The organism is Pseudomonas brassicacearum (assembly GCF_003732175.1).
Taxonomy (GTDB): domain Bacteria; phylum Pseudomonadota; class Gammaproteobacteria; order Pseudomonadales; family Pseudomonadaceae; genus Aquipseudomonas; species Aquipseudomonas brassicacearum_G.
Window position 1 is genome coordinate 1 of sequence record NZ_MOBI01000012.1, and the last position, 23434, is coordinate 23434.

Below are 23434 nucleotides of genomic sequence, written 5' to 3' on the forward strand. Positions count from 1 at the left end.
GTATCCGATCAGAAATAAAAATGCCAGTCAGCTTAACTGACTGGCATTAGCCTCGAAAGGCGCCTTTTTCATGACTGCGAAAAACTCAGCGCCCCAACAATCGCGCCAGCCCGACGCTCATCGGCGTCTGCTCGGGGAAGGTGAAGCGCTGCAACAGACGCTGGTTATTCGCCCGCGAGTGGCGGATGTCACCCGAGCGTGCCGGGCCGTAGGTGATCGGTGGCAACGGCCCAACCACTTCCTCCAACGCCTGGAGCATCTGATTGAGGGTCGTCGCCTGGTTCCAGCCGACATTGACCGCACCCACTTCAAGCATTGGCACTTCGATGGCCTGCACCAGCAGGTCGACCAGGTCTTCGACATAGACAAAATCACGGGTCTGTTCGCCATCACCGAACACGGTGATCGGCAGGCCTTTCTGCGCCCGCTCGCTGAAAATGCTGATCACCCCGGAGTACGGCGACGAGGGATCCTGGCGCGGGCCGAAGATATTGAAGAAACGGAAAATCGCCGGTTCCAGGCCGTGCTGACGACGGTAGAAGTCGAGGTAGTACTCGCCTGCCAGCTTGTCTGCGGCATACGGTGTGAGCGGCGCCTTGGTCGTCTCTTCGTCGATCGACTCGCCTTCACCGTTATTGCCGTAGACCGCTGCGCTTGAGGCAAACAGCACGCGCTTGACGCCGGCCTGACGCATCGCTTCGCAGACGTTCAAGGTGCCGATGAAATTGCTCTGGTGAGTGCGCACCGGATCATCCACCGACGCCTGAACCGACGCCACGGCCGCCAAATGCGCCACAGCGCTGCAACCGACCATTACCTGCGCCACCAGCGTGGCATCGGCGACGTCACCTTCGATCAGTTCAATCCGTGGATTATCCAGCGGCAGGTTGCTGCGCTTACCGGTGGACAGGTCGTCGAGGATACGCACCGAATGCCCTTTGGCGAGCAAGGCGTCAGCAAGGTGCGAACCAATGAAGCCGGCACCGCCGGTGATCAAAACAGGGCCATCAGCCATGACGATAAAACCTATCCAGTAAGCTCGGGAGCGCTGCGCGCCAAGCGCGTGGCTTGATCCCGAAGGTGTGCAGAATTTTCTTGCAGGCGAGTACCGCGTGCTGCGGTTCTTCGGCAGCATCCGGACGTGCCGCGTGAGCCTGCGCGGTCGGTGCTTCAATGGCTAGCGGGTGCAGCGTGCGCGCTTCGGCGAGGATCGCCTGCCCCAGTGCCAGCGGCGTGGTCGCCTCATGCCCGGCGTAGTGGTAAGTGCCCCACAGCGGCGCTGCGCAATCGAGTTGCTTGAGCACCGAAATAATCACCCGCGCAGCATCGTCCACCGGTGTCGGGTTGCCACGCCGGTCATCGGCCATCAGCAGCTCTTCAGGCAGCTCGGCACGCGCGAGGAAACGCCCCAGGGTGCCGTCGACGCTGTCATCGAGCAGCCAGCCAAAACGCAACATCACATGTTGCGGGCAAGTCGCGCGCACGCTTTGCTCGATACGCCACAAGGCCTGGCCGCGTAGCCCCAGCGGCACAGGCTCGTCTTTTTCGCTGTAGGCCGTCGCACGCGAGCCATCGAATACCCGATAGCTGGAAGGCTGCACCAGGACAATGTTGTGATGCTGGCACAGCTCGGCCAGCCGCTCGACCGCCCGCTCCTGAGCAGCCAAACGCGCCTCGGCCACGCTCTCCGCCTGAAACCAGTCGAAGTAATAGGCGAGATTGATCAGCGCGTCGGGACGCGTGTCGTCGAGCAGCTGCGTCAGGCTTGCGGCGTCCCAGCCGTCTTGCGGTGGACGGGGGGCGAGGAAACCGATGTCTTCCTCTGCACCGAGGCGAATCAGCGCCTGCCCAAGGGCATTTCCGCCACCCAGTAACATAAGGCGCATTCGCATAGAGTCAGCAGGCCCAGTCTGTTTGGAACGATGATTTTATCGACAGAGCCCGCAGGCTTTGCCGTTGAGAATTGCCAGAATCGTTGCATTTTGCGGGTTTAAAGCGCAACCGTCACCCGTAAAGTGTAGATCCTCCGGTTTCACACCCGCTCATTTGGCAAATGGGCTTGTTGTGGCGAGGGGGCTTGCCCCCGTCGGCCGGTCCGCGCTCGGGCGAAGCAGTCGCAATCCAGTAGACGCGGTGTACCAGAAGAAATGTGGTCGCTGGTTTTGGGGCCGCTTCGCAGCCCAACGGGGGCAAGCCCCCTCGCCACAGGATTACCGGTCAGCTCTGCAGACTTGCAACTTCCTGCCCCCAGCCGCATAAATTATCCCCATGAACCTCCCCGTATCAGCCGACAGCGCCCTGGCAGGCTTTCACCCTGCCGTCAGCGCCTGGTTCAACAGCACCTTTCCAGCGGTCACCGCCGCCCAAGCCGGCGCGTGGCCGTTGATCCGCCAGCGCCGCTCGACGCTGGTCGCCGCGCCTACCGGCTCTGGTAAAACCCTTACGGCGTTTCTTGCGGTCATTGATGATCTGGTCCATCAAGGCCTGGCCCACGGTGGCGAACTACCCGACGAAACCCTGGTGGTTTACGTCTCGCCCCTCAAAGCGCTGTCCAACGACATTCAGATCAACCTGCAAACCCCGCTGGCCGGTATCACCGAGCAACTGCAACGCCTGGGTTTCCCCGAATTACAGATCAACACCGCCGTACGCACCGGCGACACACCGCAAAAGGACCGTTCGGCGATGCGCAAAAGCGCGCCGCACATTCTGGTCACCACTCCGGAATCGCTGTACGTGCTGCTCGGCTCCGACTCTGGCCGGCGCATGCTCGCCAGCACCCGCACAGTGATCGTCGACGAAATCCACGCCATCGCCGGCAGCAAACGTGGCAGCCACCTGGCCCTGAGCCTGGAGCGTCTGCAGGCTTTGTGCTGCGAGCCACTGATGCGCATTGGCTTGTCCGCTACGCAAAAACCCATCGAAGCGGTTTCGCGCTTTCTGGTGGGCACCGCCCGCCCCTGCGAGATCGTCGATATCGGCCACGCCCGCCGGCGGGACCTGGGCATCGAAGTGCCGCCGGTGCCACTGTCGGCGGTGATGGCCAACGATGTCTGGGAGCTGGTCTACGACCGGATCGCCACACTGGCACGCGAGCACCGGACCACGCTGATTTTCGTCAACACCCGACGCTTGGCCGAGCGCCTGAGCCGTCACCTTAGCGAGCGCTTGGGCAAAGACGCCGTCGCCGCCCACCACGGCAGCCTGGCCAAGGAGTTTCGCCTCGATGCCGAACAGCGGCTCAAGCGTGGCGACCTGCAAGTGCTGATCGCCACCGCGTCGCTGGAACTGGGCATCGACATCGGCGATGTCGATCTGGTCTGCCAGATCGCCTCGCCACGTTCGATCGCCGGGTTTCTGCAACGGGTCGGACGCTCCGGGCACCAGGTCGGCGGCACGCCCAAGGGCCGCCTGTTCGCCACCACCCGCGACGACCTGATCGAATGCGCCGCCCTGCTCGACTGCGTGCGCCGGGGTGAACTCGATACCTTGCTGATCCCCACCGCGCCGCTGGACGTACTGGCGCAGCAGATCGTCGCCGAGGTCAGTTGCCAGGAATGGCAGGAGCAGGCCCTGCTCGAAATGGTACGTCGCGCATCGCCCTATACCGAACTCGACGACACACACTATCAAGCACTGCTGCAGATGCTCGCCGAAGGCTATAACGGTTGTCAGGGAATCCGCAGCGCTTACCTGCACCGCGACGCGGTAACTCGCACATTACGTGGCCGGCGCGGCGCCAAACTGACGGCGGTGACCAGTGGCGGGACGATTCCCGACAACGCCGATTACAGCGTGCTGCTGGAGCCACAAGGGCTGAACATCGGCAGCGTCAACGAAGACTTCGCGGTGGAAAGCATCGCTGGCGACGTCTTTCAGTTGGGCAACACTTCGTACCGGATCCTGCGGGTCGAAACCGGCAAGATCCGCGTCGAAGACGCCCAAGGACAGCCGCCGACCATCCCCTTCTGGCTCGGTGAAGCGCCAGGGCGCAGTGCCGAATTGTCGCTCGCCGTGGCGCGTCTGCACGCACACCTCGATGAGTTACTGAGCGCCACGTCCGGTGATCTACAGCCGAGCATCGACTGGCTGACCGAGACCCTCGGCCTGAACCTCGCCAGCGCCGAACAACTGGTGGACTACCTCGCCCGCGCCCGGCTGACGCTCGGCGCCCTGCCGTCTCAGGACACGCTGTTGATGGAGCGCTTTTTCGACGAGTCCGGCGGTACTCAGTTGATCATTCACTCGCTGTTCGGCAGCCGCATCAACCGTGCCTGGGGCCTGGCCCTGCGTAAGCGCTTTTGCCGCACCTTCAACTTCGAATTGCAGGCCGCCGCCAGCGAAGACGCAATCGTCTTGTCACTGTCCGCCAGCCACAGTTTCGAGCTGGATGAGGTCTGGCGTTATCTGCACAGCAACACTGCCGAACAGATCCTGATTCAAGCGGTACTCGACGCGCCACTATTTGGCGTGCGCTGGCGCTGGAACGCCGGCGTCGCCCTCGCGTTGCCGCGGTACAGCGGCGGACGCAAAGTGCCGCCGCAGATCCAGCGGATGAAAAGCGAAGACCTGATCGCCAGCGTGTTTCCCGACCAGATCGCCTGCCTGGAAAACCTCGTCGGCGAGCGCGAAATTCCCGATCACCCGCTGGTCGAGCAAACCCTCGACGATTGCCTGCACGAAGCCATGGACTGCGAAGGCTGGCTGGCGCTGTTGCGGCGCATGGAACGCGGTGAGGTGCGCTTGATCAGCCGCGACTTGCCTGCGCCCTCGCCGCTGGCGGCGGAAATTCTCAGCGCCCGGCCCTACACCTTTCTCGACGATGCGCCGCTGGAAGAACGCCGTACTCAAGCGGTGCTCAATCGGCGCTGGAGCGACCCGCAATCGACCGACGACCTCGGCGCACTGGATGCCGAGGCCATTCAATCGGTGCGCGATGAAGCCTGGCCGCAGCCCACCAGCGCCGATGAAATGCATGAAGCGCTGATGAGCCTGGCCGCCATCAGCGACGCCGAAGCGCAGGCCAATCCGCAGTGGCCGCTCTGGCTACAGACCCTGGCCGATGGTGGTCGCGCCAGCCGTTTGCAGATCAACGCAGAGCACTCTTTATGGCTGGCACTGGAGCGCCTGACCTGCCTGCAAGCGATCTACCCACACGCCACGTTGTTACCGCCGTTGCAGGCCTTGCCGGGTTTCGACGAAACCTGGGACGCCGATGAGGCGCTAGTCGAACTGATCCGCGCTCGCCTCAGTGCATTTGGTCCGTTACCGATTCATGCAATTGCTCAACCGCTGGGGCTTTCGACAGCCCAAGTCACTCAAGCCCTGGCGCAACTGGAGCGCGAAGGCTATGTGTTGCGCGGGCGCTTCAGCCCTGCGGCCACGCAGGAAGAATGGTGCGAGCGGCACTTGCTGGCGCGCATTCATCGCTACACAGTCAAACGCCTGCGGCGGGAAATCGAGCCTGTGGCGTTGCAGGACTTCATGCGTTTTCTGTTCGACTGGCAGCATCTGACGCCGGCAACGCAGGGCCAGGGCAGCGCGGTGTTGCCGGCGATTGTCAGTCAGTTCGAAGGCTACCCGGCGGCCGCATCTGCTTGGGACGGCGATATTCTGCCGGCGCGGCTCAAGGGTTATTCATCGACGTGGCTGGATGAGCTGTGCCGCAGCGGCAAACTGGTCTGGACCCGGCTGACGGCGCGCAACAAAGCCACTGGCGCAGCGCTGCGCAGCACACCGATTGTGTTGTTGCCACGGGCACAGGTCCCGCTCTGGAGCAGCCTGACCGAGCCACCGGAGGTCAGCGAGCTGTCGCCCAAAACCCAAAAAGTCCATCAAGCGCTGAGCCAACATGGCGCACTGTTTTTCGATGAACTGCTGCACGAAGCCCATCTGCTACGCAGTGAACTGGAGATCGCCTTGCAGGAACTGGTCGGCGCCGGGCTGGTCAACGCCGACAGCTTCGCTGGCCTGCGCGCGTTGATTACACCCGCCAGCAAACGCCAGGCGCGCAGCAGCCGACGTGGACGCGGAGCGTTTGTCGGTGGAATGGACGATGCCGGGCGCTGGGCCTTGTTGCGCCGTCAATCGACGCCGCCGGTTGTGGATAAGCGTGGCACCCCGAGCGAAACCCTCGAACACATCGCCCTGACCTTGCTCAGGCGTTACGGCGTGGTGTTCTGGCGGCTGCTGGAGCGAGAGGCCGACTGGCTGCCGAGCTGGCGCGAATTGCTGCGCACCTTTCACCGGTTGGAGGCACGCGGGGAGATTCGCGGCGGACGTTTTGTCAGCGGTCTGGCGGGTGAACAATTCGCCTTGCCCGAAGCGATCCCGCTGCTGCGCGAAGTGCGCCGGCGCCCGCATGACGGCAGTCTGATAAGTGTGTGCGGCGTCGACCCGCTGAACCTCGCCGGCACTCTGCTGCCGGGTCACAAAGTCCCCGCCCTCGCCAGCAACCGGCTGGTGTACCGCGATGGCCTGCCGGCTGCCGCCGAGATCGCCGGCACGCAGCATTACTGGCTGGAACTGGATCAAGCAGCGGCGACCGAAGTTCGCAGAAAGCTGATACAACACTGATCTACAGACCGATTGTTCCCACGCTCTGCGTGGGAATACCTCAATGGACGCTCTGCGTCCGCTTTGTGACGCGGAGCGTCATGGGCTGCATTCCCACGCAGAGCGTGGGAACGATCGAGCAACGCAGGCTGCTACGGGGACCGTGTTGCTTACATCCGCGCAGGAGCTGTCACCCCAAATCGCGCGCGATAATCGCTCGGCGCCAGGCCGGTGATTTTCTTGAACGTGGCGCGAAACGCACTCGGGTCCGAGTAACCGACGTTCCAGGCGATATAGTCAATGGTGCCGTTGGTAAACTCGAGCATCTCCCGGGCCTTGCCGACCCGCAGGTGCTGGCAGTACTCGGTCGGTTTCAAACCGGTCGCGGCTCGAAAGCGCCGCAGGAATGTCCGCTCTTCCAGCCCTGCCTGCTGCGACATCGCGCTCAGCGACACCTCCACCGCACCGTTGGCTTGCAACCAGTGCTGAACCTTGAGAATCGCTGCATCGCCATGACTCAGAATCGGTCCGAAGTTGCTCCCGCATTCGCTCGCACTGTCGCTGTGTTCGATCACCAGAAAACGCGCGGTGCCGGTGGCGATGCTCGGACCAAGCAAACGGTCGACCAGGCGCAAACCCAGCTCCGACCAGGCCATTAATCCGCCAGTGGTGATCAGGTCGCCATCGTCGACGATGGGCTTGTCGGCGTTGAGCGCGACCTTCGGGTAACGCTCGGCGAATTTTTTCGCCGAGGTCCAGTGAGTGGTGGCGCGGCGACCGTCGAGCAGACCGCTTTCGGCCAACAGAATAGACCCCACGCACACCCCACCAAGGGTCGCGCCAGCCGCGTGTTGCTGGCGAATCCACTGAATCAGCGCAGGCGATGCCTGACCTTCGGAAAAGCCGCCAATCGAGGGCGGGATCAACAGCGCTATCAGTGCGCCGTCAACAGCGGGATGACTGTCGTAAATGCGTTGGGGCGTATGCTCCGCATCAGCCTGCCAGTGGCTGACTCGCAACAACGGCAGCTGCGCGCGCTGATGCTCGGCGGCGATGCGATTCGCGACACCGAACAAATCCGTCAAACCATGCACCGCCGCCATCTGCGCGCCGGGATAGATCAGCACGCCCAACTCGGCGACTGCGCGTTCTACGCCCATTGTCAGTTTTCCCCCTTCTATTGTCGGTGCGGCCAATCCTCGAACGGCCGGTGAAACCCAATACTTCGTTCCACCCCCCCCCTGCGAGGAAACACCCATGGCCAAGCAAGCGCTCATCGTAGTCGATATCCAGAATGACTACTTCCCTCAAGGCAAATGGCCGCTGGTCGGCGCCAACGCGGCTGCCGACAATGCCGCGCGGGTGATCCAGGCCTTCCGTGATGCCGGTGATCACGTGGTGCATATCCGCCACGAATTCACCTCTGACACCGCGCCGTTTTTCACACCGGGCTCGGAGGGTGCGCAACTGCACCCCAAAGTCCTCAACCGCAGCCATGAGCCGGTGGTGCTCAAACACTTCGTCAACGCGTTCCGCGAAACCGAACTGGAATCAATCCTCGACCAATACGGCATCGAGAGCCTGGTAATTGTCGGCAGCATGAGCCACATGTGCATCGACGGTGCAGCACGTGCCGCGGCCGATCTTGGCTACGGCGTCACGGTGATCCACGACGCCTGCGCCACCCGTGACCTGGAGTTCAACGGTGTTGTTGTCCCAGCGGCCCAGGTACACGCGGCCTTCATGTCGGCCCTGGGATTTGCTTATGCAACGGTGCTGTCCACCGATGACTTCCTGGCGACCAATCACTGAGTCTGCCCCATAAAAACCTGAAGGCCCGTAGCGCTGACACGCTACGGGCCTTTTTTCGTGATGAAAATCAGTCGATTAAAAATCTCACGCGTGAGTTGTTGAGAGCGCTTGAATTTATCTGTAGTGTTCTCACGCGTGATACAAAATAAAGCGGAGCAACTGCTATGAAACGTCGCTCTCCATCAGCCTCAGACACCCCACCCGCGAGCAGCCAGGGAGAGCGCTCGAAACCCTCCACCAAAAAACCGTCGAGCTTCTACATGAAGCAGATGCGTGGAGGACTTAGCGCCGCCGGCTATGTGAAACATGAAACTTGGGTGCTTCCCGAAAACCGAAGCCTGCTCAAGCAAATGGAGAAACAGCTACGCCAGCCGATCCTGGCTGGTTCATTCATGTTGGAGGATTACATGAGCGCAGGTAACAACTGGAACATCGATCGCCTCTTCAGCGCCCTACAGGCCCTCGATGAGGTGACATCAAATGAAATCACTCCGACGCTGATTCAAGGCTCCGAGCAAAGCATCAAGCTGGAAATGAACGAGTTTGGCGGGCTGCCGATTTACATCGCCGTCGTCGGCGAGCAAATCATCGTCGACACCGTGCTGGTCGATCTCGAATCCATCAAGGACGTGCAGCGCTTCAACGATGCCGTGCTGCGCAGCCGGGAAATGTTCCCGCTGTCGTCGATCGGTATTGAATCGATGCCCAACGGCCAGACCGTCTACAACATGTTCGGTGCGCTCAGTTCCGAGTCCAGCCTGACCAACGTCGTGACCGAAATCAAAACGCTCGTCGACAACGTTCAGCGCGCCAGCGAAGCCTTCGAAAGCTTCTTCAACTAATTTTCGGGAGTACCGACGCATGCAAAACCAATCGATCTGGAGCAAGTTGTTCACCGCACTGCGTGGCGGCGCCAGCGAAGTCGGCGAAGCCATCGCCGACCAACAGGCCCTGCGCATCCTCGATCAGGAAATCCGCGACGCCGACAGCGCTCTGGCAAACGCCAAGCGCGAACTGGTCACCATCATGGCCAAGCACAAACTCTCGGCCGAGCGCGTGGCGCAGTACAACGCCAAGATCAAGGACCTGGAATCCAAGGCAATGGGCGCGATCCAGGCCAACCGTGAAGACCTGGCTCTGGAAGTGGCCGAAGCCATTTCGACCCTGACCAACGAACTCGACGCCGAACAAAAGCAAACCACCGAGTTCGGTGCCTACGCCGACAAAATGCGCAAGGACATCACCAAGGCCGAAGCCCGTATCAAGAGCCTTCGCCAGCAAGTGGACATGGCCAAGGCCCGTGAAAGCGTACAGAAAGCGCAGGTCAGCGCCTCCATCGCCAGCGGCGGTGCCAACGGCAAGCTGGAAACTGCGGTCAGCACCCTGAATCGCCTGCAAGCCAAGCAGGAACAACGTGCTGCCGAGCTGGAAGCGAGCGACGAACTGGCGGACGCGTCCACTGGTAACGACCTGGAGCGCAAGCTGCGCGAAGCCGGCATCACCCCGGACCAAGGCAGCGCGAACGCGATTCTGGACCGTCTGAAAAAACAATCGGCCGAGTAACCGGCTAACGCAAGCACTCAAAAGCAAGGGCACCGACGTGCCCTTCTTTTTGTCGATTCGAGGACAAGGATGGACAGGGTAACCGGCTTCAAGATCATCGCAGGCCTGGCCATGCTGATGGTCGCGATCCACCTGCTGAACATACTGACAGGCTACAGCCTGACGATATTCGGCCTGGTCCCCCGAACCGCCCACGGCCTCGTCGGAATTGTGACCTCACCGTTTCTGCACATATCCTTCGCGCACTTGATCGCCAACCTGGTGCCGTTCCTGGTGCTGGGAACCCTGGTGATCGCCGAGGGCTTCAAACGCTTTGCGGCCGTCAGCGCAATCATCATTCTGCTCGGCGGCTCACTGGTCTGGCTGTTCGGTTTCAACGGCGTTCATGTGGGTGCCAGCGCCTGGGTCTTTGGCCTCTGGGCGTACCTTCTGGCGCGCGCCTGGTTCCATCGCAGCTGGAGCAATGTACTGATCGCCGGCATTGTCGCCCTCCTCTACGCAAGCCTGATTTTCGGCTTTATTCCGCGCCAGGGCACTTAATTTGAAGGGCATATTGGCGGCGCATTCGCCGGATTTATTGCAGCACGGCTACTTCTCTCCAAGCCGCGCAGCAGGTCTAATGCAGCCCGGTAAATACGCAGGCACCAAAAAGGTCCACGGCGGGTTTATTCGTCAAGGACGCGTCACCCCAGGGAGCCAGGGACGAATGTCGATTTTCCTCTTATTACGCATGTACGCAGCGTCGCTCTTCCACACGTCTGGATCGGGCGGACTCGCCATCGCCTTGGGCGTACACGTTGCCAGCGCCTGCCTGGGCGAGTTGGCGCTCCTCATAGGCCTCCGCGCCAAAGGCTCACAGCAGCCTTCGATCAATATCGCTTCCACCCGCCTGAAGGAAATCACCAATGGGATGGTTTAAACAGTTGATGGGCCTTGAGGCCCCGACACCCAAGGACAGTGCACCGGTTGCCGGCCCCCTCGGGCTCGGCCAGGGCAAAGCGCTGATGTTCGACACCACTCTTAAGCTGTTGCTCGACGAAAAAACCAGCGTGGTCATTCCCGGCACCCAGCAGATCTGGAGCGTCGGCACGGTTGACCTCGGCCAGTCGACCTGGCTTTCGCGCTACTACATGGACGACGAAGACTTCTGGCTGCAGGTTCATACCACCGGCGCCGTCGCCGGCCAGGTCGAGTCGGTGATCCTGTTCAACTACCAGAGCTATGTCACCCTCAACAGTGAATCCGAACTGCGCAGGCTCGCGGGGCCGGACAGCCTGATCGGCCTGCCGACCTACACCCATGACGGCGTCGAATACAGCCGCGAATGGGGCACCGAGGCCGGGCAGACCGAGCTGGTGGCCTTCACTGAGCAGGTCAGCAATCCGGATCAGTCCTACGTCGTAGAACATCGCTCGATGCTCTACGCCCGCGAGACCGGTCTGACCGATCGCCGCGAATTCCTGCTGTTCTCGGTCGAAGAAGACGCCGAAGGCAGCATCAGCTTGAGCACCTCACTGGGCATCTCGCTGTACACCACCGACCTCACTACTCTTTAAAAAGGAACAGCCAATGCTAGAAGCACTCTCCGTCTCGTTGAACAAAGCCGCCGTCCTGGGATTTGTTTCGTACATCATAGGTGCCGCGCTGCTGTTCGCGATTTTCCAGTTCGTCTATACCCGCATCACGCCGCACAAAGAGTTCGAACTGATTCGCTCCGGCAACACCGCGGCCGCCATCGCCCTGTCCGGCGCCATCATCGGCTTCGCGATCCCGGCGAGCAATGTGATTGCCTACTCGGTCAGCCTGCTGGACTTCGCCGTGTGGGCGCTGATTGCCGCAGTGGTACAACTGCTGGCGTTCCTGATGACCAACCTGGTGCTCAAAGGCATCTCCGAGCGCATCCGTAACGGTGAAATCGCAGCAGCGATCTACGTCGCCGCTGTCGCCATCAGCGTTGGCCTGCTCAATGCCGCGTGCATGACCCCTTCGCAGAACTGATCGCGCCACGGAGGCAATGATGAAACGAAGCAAGTACGTTCAACTGTCCCTGGCGGCATCGGTCGCCGTCGCAATATCAGGCTGCGGGCCGACAGAAAAAACCTACACAGTGAATCAGAAGTTCAACTTTCAATCCGTGCAGCAGTGCGTGGATCAAAAGCTTCCGGTGAGTGTCTGCTCCAATGCCTATATGACCGCCCTCACCGAACACCGTCGCATTGCGCCGCTGTACGACAGCCAGGCCGATTGCGACGCCGACTTTGTCGCCGACTGGTGCCAGCAGGACTCCACCGGCAAGTTCATTCCAAAACTCGGCGGTTTCGAGCTGGCAGCCAATGGCCAGGTCACGCAGACCCAGCTGGACGCCGCCAGAGCACAACTGCCCGCCTCCGAGGTGAGCTCAGGCGGCTCAGGAGGAATGGTCAACGGTCTTCTCGCCGGCATGCTGATCAGCAACATGCTGAACAGCAACCGGGGCAGCTACAACTCCGAACCGGTTTACCGCTACCGCGATTCACGCGGTGACTACTCATCCTCGACGCTCAGCCAGCGCATCGCCACCGGCTCGAGCTTCACCAAATCCGACCAGGCGAAATACGGCAATGGCTACAGCAGCTCCACGTTCAAGTCGAGCAGCACCAAGCCGATCTCGGTAGCGTCGTCCACTTCCCGGGGCGGTTTTGGCAGCCAGGCCAGCGCTCGCAGCGGCTGGGGTGGCTCGAGCAGTTCCGGTCGATCGAGCAGTTAAGGAGCGAGCGCCATGAAGAAAATCCTCTGCCAGGAACGTCACGACTGGAAACAGACCGCCGAAAACCTCGGCTTCATGTTTCACACCATCGACGACGAACCCTATTGGGACGAGAGCGCGCATTACCAATTCACGCTCAAGCAGATCGAAAACGATCTCGAAGACCCTACTACCGAGATCCATGAGATGTGCATGGACCTGGTCGATCGGGTGGTGCAGAGCGAAGAACTGCTGGAGCGCCTGAGCATTCCAGCGCCCTTCTTTGACATGATTCGCACTTCATGGCGCGAGGGCCATCCGCACCTTTACGGTCGCCTGGACTTCTCCTACAACGGCACCGGCCCCGCCAAATTGCTGGAACTCAACTACGACACGCCCACCAGCCTGTACGAGGCGTCGGCGTTCCAGTGGGGCTGGCTGGAGCAATGCATCGAACGCGGCTTGCTGCCCAGCCATGCCGACCAGTTCAACAGCATCGACACCAAGCTGCATCAGGCCTTTGCGCAGCTGCAGATCAAACAGCCTTTCTACTTCGCTTCAATGAAACAGTCGGTCGAAGACAAGGGCACCACCGACTACTTGCGCCTGATTGCGGAAAAAGTCGGGATCGAGTCACGCCACATCGATATCGAAGACATCGGCCTCAACAGCGAAGGACGCTTCGTCGATCTCGAAGAACGCTGGATCCCTCACCTGTTCAAACTGCACGCCTGGGAATTCATTTTTCACGAGCCGTTTGGTGAAGCCATCGCCCAGAGTGACACGCAGTTTTTCGAGCCCGCCTGGAAATCGATCATCTCGAACAAAGGCATCCTCCCTCTGCTGTGGGAGTTCAATAAAGGGCACCCGAACCTGCTTGCCACCCACCTGGACCCCGAGCCTGGCAAGCCGGTGCCGAAAGGCTGGGTACGCAAACCGTTCTTCTCCCGCGAAGGCGCCAACATCGAGCTGCAGACCCCGGACGGGCAAGTCGTGAAGGAAGACGGACCGTACACCGATGCGCCGTTCATCCTCCAGGAGTTCGCCCCACTGCCGAAGTTCGGCGACAGCTATACGCTGATCGGCTCCTGGGTGATCGGCGACCAGGCCGCCGGCATTGGCGTGCGCGAGGACAACAGCCTGATCACCAAAGACTCAAGCCGCTTCCTGCCACACCTGATACTCGACTGAACGACTTTTCCTCTGGAAAGCGCCCAAAGAAAAAGGCCCGCAGTGTTAGCTGCGGGCCTTTTGTCTATATCCGGCGGATCTGATGATCAGAACGGAATATCGTCATCAAAGCTGTCGAAATCCGGAGCTGGCTGCGGTGCGGCCTGCTGTGGTGCCGGAGCCGAACGCTGTTGCGGAGCCGACTGCTGCGGACGCGGAGCTTGCTGACGCGGAGCGGGTTGCTGGTAGTTGTTACCGCCGCCCTGGCCCTGTTGGTCGCCCTGTGGACGGCCGCCCAGCAGTTGCATGGTGCCCTGCATGTCGACCACGATTTCAGTGGTGTAACGCTTGATACCGTCTTTTTCCCACTCGCGGGTTTGCAGCTTGCCTTCGATGTAGACCTGCGAACCTTTACGCAGGTATTCGCCGGCGATTTCCGCAACCTTGCCGAACATCGATACACGGTGCCATTCGGTCTTTTCGACTTTCTGGCCGGTTTGCTTGTCGGTCCATTGTTCGCTGGTCGCCAGACTCAGGTTGGTCACGGCGTTACCGTTAGGCAAGTAGCGAACTTCGGGATCCTGGCCGCAAGTGCCGACCAATATGACTTTGTTAACCCCACGGGCCATAACGTTCTCCTAGGCTTCGCACGCAGTCGGGGCCGGGTTGTTGACCAGGCTCTCGAGGGTCGTGCGATCCAATAGTTCGGTGTCCAATTTGATGTAAATGGCCGCTTCATCAGCAACCACCACTGCATCTGTTACCCCAACGACGGCCAGCAGGCGCTCGACCAAACCAGCTTCGCGGATCGCTTCAGGCGATAACGGCAAGCGCAGGCTCGTCACATAGGGAGGTTCACGCATGGTAACAGCAAAGGCCAACCAGAGGGCAGCCAGCGCGGCACATCCGATGAACACCGCTGATAGGCCACCATGCTGGAACATCCAGCCGCCCATGATCCCGCCCAGTGCCGAACCGAGGAACTGACTGGTGGAATAAACCCCCATCGCCGTGCCTTTGCCGCCTGCCGGTGAAACCTTGCTGATCAGCGACGGCAACGAAGCTTCGAGCAGATTGAACGCGGTGAAGAACACCACCGTACCAATCACCAGAGCCCGCAAGCTGTCGCCGAACTGCCAGAAGAATAGCTCAGTGAGCATCAGCGTACTGACCGCACCGAGTAAAACTCGTTTCATTTTGCGTTTCTTCTCGCCGTAGATAATGAACGGGATCATGGCGAAGAACGAAATCAGCAGCGCGGTCAAGTACACCCACCAGTGCTGCTCCTTGGGCAGCCCGGCTTTCTCGACCAGCGCCAACGGCAAGGCGACGAAGCTCGACATCAACATCGCGTGCAACACAAAAATTCCCAGGTCCAGGCGCAGCAGGTCCGGATGCTTGAGCGTCGGGATCAGCGCCTGACGGGCAACGCCGGATTCGCGGTGATGCAACGGGCTGGTGGCGCGCGGCACCATGAACATCACGATCACGATGCCAAACAACGCCATGCCGCCCGTCGCCAGGAACAAGCCGGACAGACCAAAGGCGCGGGTCAGCAGCGGCCCGACCACCATGGCCACGGCGAACGACAGACCGATAGTCATGCCGATCATGGCCATGGCTTTGGTGCGGTGCTGTTCGCGGGTCAGGTCCGACAGCAAGGCCATGACCGCCGCGGAAATCGCCCCGGCGCCTTGCAGGATTCGTCCGGCGATCACGCCCCAGATCGAATCGGCATTGGCGGCCAAAACGCTACCGAGGGCGAAGACGATCAGCCCCAGGTAAATCACCGGGCGGCGACCGATACGGTCGGAAATGATCCCGAACGGAATCTGAAAAATCGCCTGAGTCAGACCGTAAGCGCCAATCGCCAGACCGATGAGGGCCGGGGTCGCTCCTGCGAGATCCATTCCATAGGTCGCCAATACCGGCAACACCATAAACATGCCAAGCATACGGAAGGCGAACACCAGGGCCAGACCGCTTGCTGCGCGGGTCTCGCCACCACTCATGCGTTCGCTGTGGGGATCGTGCATGGAATAACCTCATGTGAACCGGCGGCGATTCTACCAGTCCCATCGGTTGACGGGGTATAGGGCGACGCTTTGTCGCGAGCCTGCCTCGCGCCGTTGTCAGGCGCCGTTCAGCAAGCGTCATTTGATAGTGTGCATCCATCCAGTATTTGCCCGTATACTCCTACGTTTTCGATGCCCGCCAAGCGAGGCCACCTTGGACAAGATCCTGATTCGTGGGGCTCGAACCCACAACCTGAAGAACATCGACCTGACCCTGCCGCGGGACAAACTGATCGTCATCACCGGTTTGTCCGGGTCCGGCAAGTCTTCCCTGGCATTCGACACCTTGTACGCCGAGGGTCAGCGACGCTATGTCGAGTCGCTGTCGGCCTATGCCAGGCAGTTCCTGTCGATGATGGAAAAGCCTGACGTCGACACCATCGAAGGTCTGTCGCCAGCCATCTCCATCGAACAGAAGTCGACCTCGCACAACCCGCGCTCGACAGTCGGCACCATCACCGAAATCTACGACTATCTGCGCCTGCTTTATGCTCGCGTGGGTATTCCACGCTGCCCGGATCACGACATTCCGCTGGAAGCGCAGACCGTCAGTCAGATGGTCGACCTGGTCCTCGCCGAGCCCGAAGGCAGCAAGTTGATGCTGCTGGCGCCAGTGATCCGCGAGCGCAAGGGTGAACACCTTTCAGTCTTCGAAGAATTGCGCGCCCAGGGCTTTGTCCGGGCCCGGGTCAACGGCAAGCTCTTCGAGCTGGACGAATTGCCGAAGCTGGATAAACAGAAGAAGCACTCGATCGATGTCGTGGTCGACCGCTTCAAGGTCCGCGCCGACCTGCAGCAGCGGCTGGCCGAGTCGTTCGAGACGGCGCTGAAGCTGGCAGACGGGATTGCCCTGGTCGCGCCGATGGACGACGAGCCGGGCGAAGAAATGATCTTCTCCGCACGCTTCGCCTGCCCGATCTGCGGCCACGCCATCAGCGAACTGGAGCCCAAGCTGTTTTCCTTCAACAATCCAGCAGGCGCCTGCCCAACCTGCGACGGTTTGGGAGTTAAACAGTTCTTCGACATCAAGCGCCTGGTCAATGGCGAGCTGACCCTGGCTGAAGGGGCGATTCGCGGCTGGGACAGGCGCAACGTCTACTACTTCCAGATGCTCGGTTCACTGGCCTCGCATTATGGCTTCAGCCTGGAAATGCCGTTCAATCAGCTGCCGGCCGACCAGCAGAAGGTCATCCTGCATGGCAGCGGCACGCAGAACGTCGATTTCAAATATTTGAACGACCGTGGCGACATCGTCAAACGCTCGCACCCGTTCGAAGGCATCGTGCCGAACCTGGACCGTCGCTACCGCGAAACCGAGTCCGCGTCGGTGCGCGAAGAACTGGCCAAGTTCCTCAGCACCCAGCCTTGCCCGGATTGCCGCGGCACTCGCCTGCGTCGTGAAGCGCGGCATGTGTGGGTCGGTGAAAAAACACTGCCAGCGGTGACCAACCTGCCGATTGGCGATGCGTCCGATTACTTCGACACGCTGAAACTGACCGGTCGACGCGGCGAAATTGCCGACAAGATTCTCAAGGAAATCCGCGAGCGCCTGCAGTTCCTGGTCAACGTCGGTCTCGACTATCTGTCGCTGGACCGCAGTGCCGACACCCTGTCTGGCGGTGAAGCACAACGCATTCGTCTGGCCAGCCAGATCGGCGCCGGCCTGGTGGGCGTGCTGTACATTCTCGACGAACCGTCGATTGGCTTGCACCAGCGCGACAACGATCGACTTCTGGGGACCCTCAAGCATCTGCGCGATATCGGCAACACGGTGATCGTGGTCGAGCACGACGAAGATGCGATTCGTCTGGCCGACTATGTAGTGGACATCGGCCCGGGTGCTGGCGTGCACGGTGGTCACATTGTCGCCGAAGGCACCCCGGCCGAAGTCATGGCGCACCCTGACTCGCTGACCGGTAAATACCTGTCCGGCCGCGTGAAGATCGAAGTCCCGACCAAACGCACGCCGCGCAACAAGAAGCTCTCGTTGTCGCTCAAGGGCGCCCGGGGCAACAACTTGCGCGACGTCGATCTGGACATTCCGATTGGCTTGCTGACCTGCGTGACCGGCGTGTCCGGTTCGGGCAAGTCGACGTTGATCAACAACACCCTGTTCCCGCTCAGCGCCACCGCACTGAATGGTGCGACCACCCTGGAAGCCGCAGCCCACGACAGCATCAAGGGCCTTGAGCATCTGGACAAAGTCGTCGACATAGACCAAAGCCCGATCGGCCGTACGCCGCGCTCCAACCCGGCAACCTACACCGGGCTGTTCACACCGATTCGTGAATTGTTTGCCGGCGTGCCGGAATCCCGCTCACGTGGCTATGGCCCAGGGCGTTTCTCCTTCAACGTGAAGGGCGGTCGCTGCGAGGCCTGTCAGGGCGACGGTCTGATCAAGGTGGAAATGCACTTTCTGCCGGACATCTATGTTCCGTGCGACGTCTGCAAGAGCAAGCGCTATAACCGCGAAACCCTGGAGATCAAGTACAAGGGCAAGAGCATCCACGAAACGCTGGAAATGACCATCGAAGAAGCCCGAGTGTTTTTCGATGCGGTTCCGGCGCTGGCGCGCAAGCTACAGACGTTAATGGATGTGGGCCTGTCGTACATCAAGCTGGGGCAATCGGCGACCACCCTGTCGGGCGGTGAAGCCCAGCGGGTGAAACTGTCCCGCGAGTTGTCCAAGCGCGATACCGGCAAAACCCTATACATCCTCGACGAGCCGACCACCGGCCTGCACTTCGCGGATATCCAGCAGCTGCTTGATGTACTCCATCGCCTGCGCGATCACGGCAACACTGTAGTGGTGATCGAGCACAACCTGGACGTGATCAAGACCGCTGACTGGCTGGTGGACCTTGGGCCAGAAGGCGGCTCCAAGGGCGGGCAGATCATTGCCGTGGGTACACCAGAGGAAGTCGCCGAGATGAAGCAGTCGCATACTGGTTTCTACCTCAAGCCGCTTCTGGAGCGCGACCGGGCTTAACGTCCGCACATGAAAAAGCCCCGGCCACTTCACCAGTGACCGGGGCTTTTTGCTTTTGTGGGAGCGAGTCTGCTCGCGATAGCGGTGTAATAGTCGACATCAATGTCGAATGTCATGGCCTCATCGCGAGCAAGCTCGCTCCCACATTCAATCGCCGTTAGAACTGCGATTGCAGGTAGTTTTCCAGACCGACCAGTTTGATCAGACCCAACTGCTTCTCCAGCCAGTACGTGTGATCTTCTTCGGTATCAGCCAATTGAACCCGCAGGATCTCGCGACTGACGTAATCCTTGTGCAGCTCGCAGAGCTCGATACCTTTGCAGAGGGCGGCACGGACTTTATATTCCAGGCGCAAGTCGGCAGCGAGCATCTCAGGCACCGTGGCGCCAACGTCCAGATCGTCCGGACGCATGCGTGGCGTGCCTTCCAGCATGAGGATTCGGCGCATCAGCGCATCGGCGTGCTGGGCCTCTTCTTCCATCTCGTGATTGATGCGCTCGTAGAGCTCGGTAAAGCCCCAGTCCTCATACATCCGCGAATGGATGAAATATTGATCACGTGCCGCCAGCTCGCCCGTGAGCAACGTGTTGAGGTAATCGATTACGTCTGGGTGGCCTTGCATCGCCCTACATCTCCCTGCTTGAAAGGCTGTAGTTTGAACCAAGCGGACTGATAGGTCACTCGAATAGCGCGATAAAAGCGAAGATACTCTGAGAAAAGTGGCTTAAATAACGCAAAAACCACCCAAATGAGGGCGGTTCTGCTTATCGTTTAGACTTACTGAAGCTGTACACCCAAAGCCTTTGCGATACCTTCTCCGTAAGCAGTATCCGCTTTGTAGAAGTGCTGCAGTTGACGCTGGACCACATCACTGGAAACACCCGACATAGCACCGGCAATGTTGTTGATCAGCAGGGTTTTCTGCTCATCGCTCATCAAGCGGAACAACGCACCGGCGTGGCTGAAGTAATCAGTGTCTTCACGGTGATCGTAACGATCGGCCGCGCCGCTCAGGGCCAGTGCCGGTTCTGCGTATTGTGGAGCCTGTTTTGGCGCATCGGCGTAGCTGTTGGGCTCGTAGTTCGGCGTACCGCCACCGTTGCTGCCAAATGCCATGGAGCCGTCACGCTGATAGCTGTTGACCGGACTACGTGGCGCATTCACCGGCAATTGCTGGTGATTGGTGCCAACACGGTAGCGATGCGCATCAGCGTAGGCGAATACCCGACCTTGCAGCATACGGTCTGGCGACAAGCCCACACCCGGCACCATGTTGCTTGGACCAAACGCCGCCTGCTCGACTTCAGCGAAGTAGTTCTGCGGATTGCGATTAAGCTCAAGCTCACCGACTTCGATCAACGGGAACTCCTTCTGCGACCAGGTTTTGGTCACATCGAACGGGTTCTCGTAATGCGCCGCAGCCTGGGCCTCGGTCATGATCTGGATGCACACGCGCCATTTCGGGAAGTCACCGCGCTCGATTGCACCGAACAGGTCGCGTTGAGCGTAATCCGGATCAGTACCGGCCAGGCGTGCAGCTTCTGCCGGCGCCAGGTTCTTGATGCCCTGTTTGGTCTTGTAGTGCCACTTAACCCAGTGACGCTCGCCTTTGGCGCTGATCAGGCTGTAGGTATGGCTGCCAAAGCCGTGCATGTGACGGTAGCCGTCAGGGATGCCGCGATCCGAGAACAGGATGGTGACCTGGTGCAGCGCCTCAGGCGAGTGCGACCAGAAGTCCCACATCATCTGTGCGCTTTTCAGGTTGCTTTGCGGCAAACGTTTTTGGGTGTGGATAAAGTCCGGGAACTTCAGCGGATCACGGATGAAAAACACTGGCGTGTTGTTGCCAACAATGTCCCAGTTGCCTTCCTCGGTGTAGAACTTCAGCGCAAAACCACGCGGGTCACGCTCGGTATCTGCCGAACCACGCTCGCCACCCACGGTGGAGAATCGCAGGAAGGTCGGAGTTTGCTTGCCAACGGACTCAAACAGCTTGGCACTGGTGTATTGGGTAATGTCGCGAGTAACGGTGAACGTACCGTAAGCACCCGAGCCTTTGGCGTGTACGCGGCGCTCCGGGATGTTTTCACGGTTGAAGTGGGCAAGCTTCTCGATCAGATGAAAGTCGTCGAGCAGCAGCGGGCCACGAGGACCGGCGGAACGGGAATTCTGGTTGTCGGCGACGGGCGCGCCACTGGCGGTAGTAAGCGTTTTATTCTGACTCATGCGATCTCTTCCTGTGTCAGTCTGGGAACTGCCGGCTAATCGGCTTGGGGGGAGTATTGATCATCAATACGGCACTCACAAATTCATTAATTTGTAGATATCGATAGAAAAATACTAATTATCAACCCACGCATATAGTGCGGACAGGAAAAGGTTCGAAGCTTGTACGTAGAGCGCATTTCTTATAGCCACAAAAAACCGGGCACTAGGCCCGGTTCTTCGTTTCAGACTGACGTCTTACTCAGCGGATACAGCTTCACCGCCGACAGCACGATCAACCAACTCGACATACGCCATAGGCGCGTTGTCGCCAGCGCGGAAACCGCACTTGAGGATGCGCAGGTAGCCACCCTCACGGGTAGCGTAACGCTTGCCCAGGTCGTTGAAGAGCTTACCAACGATAGCTTTCGAACGAGTACGGTCGAAAGCCAGACGGCGGTTAGCCAGGCTGTCTGTCTTGGCCAAAGTGATCAGCGGCTCAGCAACGCGACGCAGTTCTTTAGCTTTTGGCAGTGTAGTTTTGATCAGCTCGTGCTCGAACAGCGACACCGCCATGTTTTGAAACATGGCCTTGCGGTGCGAGCTGGTGCGGCTCAGGTGACGACCACTTTTACGATGACGCATGGTTCATTCCTTACCAAACACAACGTTCGGTGATTACGACGATCAGGCAGTCGCCTTGTCGTCCTTCTTAAGACTTGCAGGCGGCCAGTTGTCGAGGCGCATGCCGAGGGACAGACCGCGGGAGGCCAGAACGTCCTTGATTTCAGTCAAGGATTTCTTGCCAAGGTTCGGAGTCTTCAACAGTTCTACTTCGGTACGCTGAATCAGGTCGCCGATGTAGTAAATGTTTTCCGCCTTAAGGCAGTTAGCCGAACGTACAGTCAGTTCCAGATCGTCAACCGGGCGAAGCAGGATCGGATCGATCTCGTCTTCTTGCTCGATTACCACTGGTTCGCTGTCACCTTTGAGGTCGACGAACGCAGCCAACTGCTGTTGCAGAATGGTTGCAGCGCGGCGAATAGCCTCTTCAGGATCCAGAGTACCGTTGGTTTCCAGATCAATAACCAGCTTGTCCAGGTTAGTACGCTGCTCGACACGGGCGTTTTCCACCACGTATGCGATACGGCGAACCGGGCTGAACGAAGAGTCAAGCTGCAAGCGACCGATGCTGCGGCTTTCGTCTTCATCGCTCTGACGCGAGTCGGCCGGTTCATAACCACGACCACGAGCTACTACTAGCTTCATGTTCAGGGCGCCGTTAGACGCCAGGTTAGCGATTACGTGATCGGGATTAACGATCTCGACATCATGATCCAGCTGAATATCGGCAGCGGTAACCACCCCCGAACCCTTCTTCGACAAGGTCAGCGTAACTTCGTCACGGCCGTGCAGCTTGATAGCCAGACCTTTAAGGTTCAACAGGATTTCAATTACGTCTTCCTGTACACCTTCGATGGCGCTGTACTCGTGGAGCACACCGTCAATCTCGGCCTCGACTACTGCACAGCCGGGCATTGAGGACAACAGGATGCGGCGCAGCGCGTTGCCCAGGGTGTGGCCAAAACCACGCTCGAGAGGCTCGAGAGTGATCTTGGCGCGGGTTGGACTGACAACCTGCACATCAATATGGCGGGGTGTCAGGAACTCATTTACCGAAATCTGCATGGATGCACCTATTTTCTAGCCCTTACTTGGAGTAGAGCTCGACAATCAGGCTTTCGTTGATGTCGGCGGACAGATCACTGCGAGCTGGAACGTTCTTGAAAACGCCCGACTTCTTCTCAGTGTCTACTTCTACCCATTCTACGCGGCCACGTTGGGCACACAGATCGAGAGCTTGGACAATGCGAAGTTGGTTCTTTGCTTTCTCGCGAATCGCGACCACGTCACCAGCACGAACCTGGTAGGACGGAACGTTTACGGTCTGACCGTTAACGCTGACGGATTTGTGCGATACCAGCTGACGGGATTCGGCACGAGTCGAACCAAAGCCCATACGGTATACAACGTTGTCCAGACGGCATTCGAGCAGCTGCAACAGGTTTTCGCCAGTTGCGCCTTTCTTGCCAGCAGCTTCTTTGTAGTAGCCGCTGAATTGACGCTCGAGAACGCCGTAGATACGACGGACCTTCTGCTTTTCACGCAGTTGGGTGCCGTAATCGGACTGGCGACCGCGGCGTTGGCCGTGGATACCAGGTGCTGCTTCAATGTTGCACTTCGATTCGATCGCGCGCACGCCGCTCTTCAGGAAGAGATCGGTGCCTTCGCGACGAGCGAGTTTGCATTTTGGACCAATGTAACGAGCCATTCTTTACA

19 protein-coding genes and 2 pseudogenes are annotated in these 23434 nt (G+C 59.7%); 11 read left to right on the forward strand and 10 right to left on the reverse strand.

From position 1 onward, the window contains the following. Nucleotides 1-85: 85 nt before the first annotated feature. Complete coding sequence (locus BK658_RS10475; protein WP_123582253.1) at nt 86-1015, reverse strand: NAD-dependent epimerase/dehydratase family protein; 930 nt, start codon at nt 1013-1015, stop codon at nt 86-88. After that, nucleotides 1008-1892: a sugar nucleotide-binding protein gene (locus tag BK658_RS10480; protein ID WP_123582254.1), complete on the reverse strand. Its 885-nt coding sequence runs from the start codon at nt 1890-1892 to the stop codon at nt 1008-1010. The genes BK658_RS10475 and BK658_RS10480 overlap by 8 nt, the downstream gene beginning before the upstream one ends. Before the next feature lie 376 nt (nt 1893-2268). On the opposite strand from BK658_RS10480, the gene BK658_RS10490 reads away from it, so the two are divergent. Beyond that, a complete protein-coding gene (locus BK658_RS10490) occupies nt 2269-6576 on the forward strand; it encodes a DEAD/DEAH box helicase (protein ID WP_123582256.1) in 4308 nt (1435 codons plus the stop codon). Nucleotides 6577-6725: 149 nt separating this feature from the next. On the opposite strand, the gene BK658_RS10495 is transcribed toward BK658_RS10490, so the two are convergent. Beyond that, nucleotides 6726-7715, reverse strand: a complete 990-nt coding sequence (locus BK658_RS10495) for a GlxA family transcriptional regulator (RefSeq protein ID WP_123582257.1) — start codon at nt 7713-7715, stop codon at nt 6726-6728. A 97-nt stretch (nt 7716-7812) separates the two neighbouring features. On the opposite strand from BK658_RS10495, the gene BK658_RS10500 reads away from it, so the two are divergent. From BK658_RS10500 to BK658_RS10540, 9 genes and pseudogenes are all read left to right on the forward strand, one after another. After that, on the forward strand, nt 7813-8367 hold the full coding sequence (locus tag BK658_RS10500) for a cysteine hydrolase family protein (protein WP_123582258.1): 555 nt from the start codon (nt 7813-7815) through the stop codon (nt 8365-8367). A 164-nt stretch (nt 8368-8531) separates the two neighbouring features. Continuing rightward, nucleotides 8532-9209, forward strand: a complete 678-nt coding sequence (locus BK658_RS10505) for a YjfI family protein (RefSeq protein ID WP_123582259.1) — start codon at nt 8532-8534, stop codon at nt 9207-9209. 19 nt (nt 9210-9228) lie between these two features. Further along, the gene (locus BK658_RS10510; protein ID WP_123582260.1) at nt 9229-9930 is read left to right on the forward strand and encodes a PspA/IM30 family protein; all 702 of its coding nucleotides are present in this window, start codon (nt 9229-9231) and stop codon (nt 9928-9930) included. A 69-nt stretch (nt 9931-9999) separates the two neighbouring features. Then, nucleotides 10000-10563 (forward strand): annotated as a pseudogene (locus BK658_RS10515) (rhomboid family intramembrane serine protease). A 73-nt stretch (nt 10564-10636) separates the two neighbouring features. Next, nucleotides 10637-10759 (forward strand): annotated as a pseudogene (locus BK658_RS30725) (potassium channel protein); the annotation flags it as partial. 76 nt (nt 10760-10835) lie between these two features. Then, complete coding sequence (locus BK658_RS10525) at nt 10836-11486, forward strand: DUF2491 family protein (protein WP_123582262.1); 651 nt, start codon at nt 10836-10838, stop codon at nt 11484-11486. A gap of 13 nt (nt 11487-11499) precedes the next feature. After that, the gene (locus BK658_RS10530) at nt 11500-11928 is read left to right on the forward strand and encodes a DUF350 domain-containing protein (RefSeq protein WP_123582263.1); all 429 of its coding nucleotides are present in this window, start codon (nt 11500-11502) and stop codon (nt 11926-11928) included. A 19-nt stretch (nt 11929-11947) separates the two neighbouring features. Then, nucleotides 11948-12676, forward strand: a complete 729-nt coding sequence (locus BK658_RS10535; protein WP_123582264.1) for a DUF1190 domain-containing protein — start codon at nt 11948-11950, stop codon at nt 12674-12676. Nucleotides 12677-12688: 12 nt separating this feature from the next. After that, nucleotides 12689-13846 carry a glutathionylspermidine synthase family protein gene (locus BK658_RS10540; protein ID WP_123582265.1) on the forward strand — a complete coding sequence of 386 codons (1158 nt, stop codon included), beginning with the start codon at nt 12689-12691 and terminating at the stop codon, nt 13844-13846. 86 nt (nt 13847-13932) lie between these two features. Here the strand turns inward: BK658_RS10540 and BK658_RS10545 are convergent, their stop codons facing one another. Together BK658_RS10545 and BK658_RS10550 are read right to left on the reverse strand one after the other, a co-directional pair. Beyond that, nucleotides 13933-14454, reverse strand: a complete 522-nt coding sequence (locus BK658_RS10545) for a single-stranded DNA-binding protein (RefSeq protein ID WP_123423436.1) — start codon at nt 14452-14454, stop codon at nt 13933-13935. A gap of 9 nt (nt 14455-14463) precedes the next feature. Then, entirely contained in the window at nt 14464-15861 is a 1398-nt protein-coding gene (locus tag BK658_RS10550; RefSeq protein WP_123582266.1) for an MFS transporter, read from the reverse strand. Between the two features lie 193 nt (nt 15862-16054). On the opposite strand from BK658_RS10550, the gene uvrA reads away from it, so the two are divergent. Further along, the gene (uvrA, locus tag BK658_RS10555; RefSeq protein ID WP_123582267.1) at nt 16055-18889 is read left to right on the forward strand and encodes an excinuclease ABC subunit UvrA; all 2835 of its coding nucleotides are present in this window, start codon (nt 16055-16057) and stop codon (nt 18887-18889) included. 157 nt (nt 18890-19046) lie between these two features. On the opposite strand, the gene bfr is transcribed toward uvrA, so the two are convergent. The 5 genes from bfr to rpsD form a co-directional block, all read right to left on the reverse strand. Next, nucleotides 19047-19511 (reverse strand): bacterioferritin, encoded by a 465-nt coding sequence (gene bfr, locus BK658_RS10560; RefSeq protein ID WP_123582268.1) that lies wholly within the window; start codon nt 19509-19511, stop codon nt 19047-19049. A 155-nt stretch (nt 19512-19666) separates the two neighbouring features. After that, nucleotides 19667-21115, reverse strand: coding sequence for a catalase (locus tag BK658_RS10565; RefSeq protein WP_123582269.1), 1449 nt, complete (start codon nt 21113-21115; stop codon nt 19667-19669). A gap of 237 nt (nt 21116-21352) precedes the next feature. Next, on the reverse strand, nt 21353-21739 hold the full coding sequence (gene rplQ / locus BK658_RS10570) for a 50S ribosomal protein L17 (RefSeq protein WP_007924175.1): 387 nt from the start codon (nt 21737-21739) through the stop codon (nt 21353-21355). Nucleotides 21740-21781: 42 nt separating this feature from the next. After that, on the reverse strand, nt 21782-22783 hold the full coding sequence (locus BK658_RS10575; RefSeq protein ID WP_007924176.1) for a DNA-directed RNA polymerase subunit alpha: 1002 nt from the start codon (nt 22781-22783) through the stop codon (nt 21782-21784). A gap of 22 nt (nt 22784-22805) precedes the next feature. Continuing rightward, nucleotides 22806-23426, reverse strand: a complete 621-nt coding sequence (gene rpsD / locus BK658_RS10580; RefSeq protein WP_003210056.1) for a 30S ribosomal protein S4 — start codon at nt 23424-23426, stop codon at nt 22806-22808. Nucleotides 23427-23434: the final 8 nt, after the last annotated feature.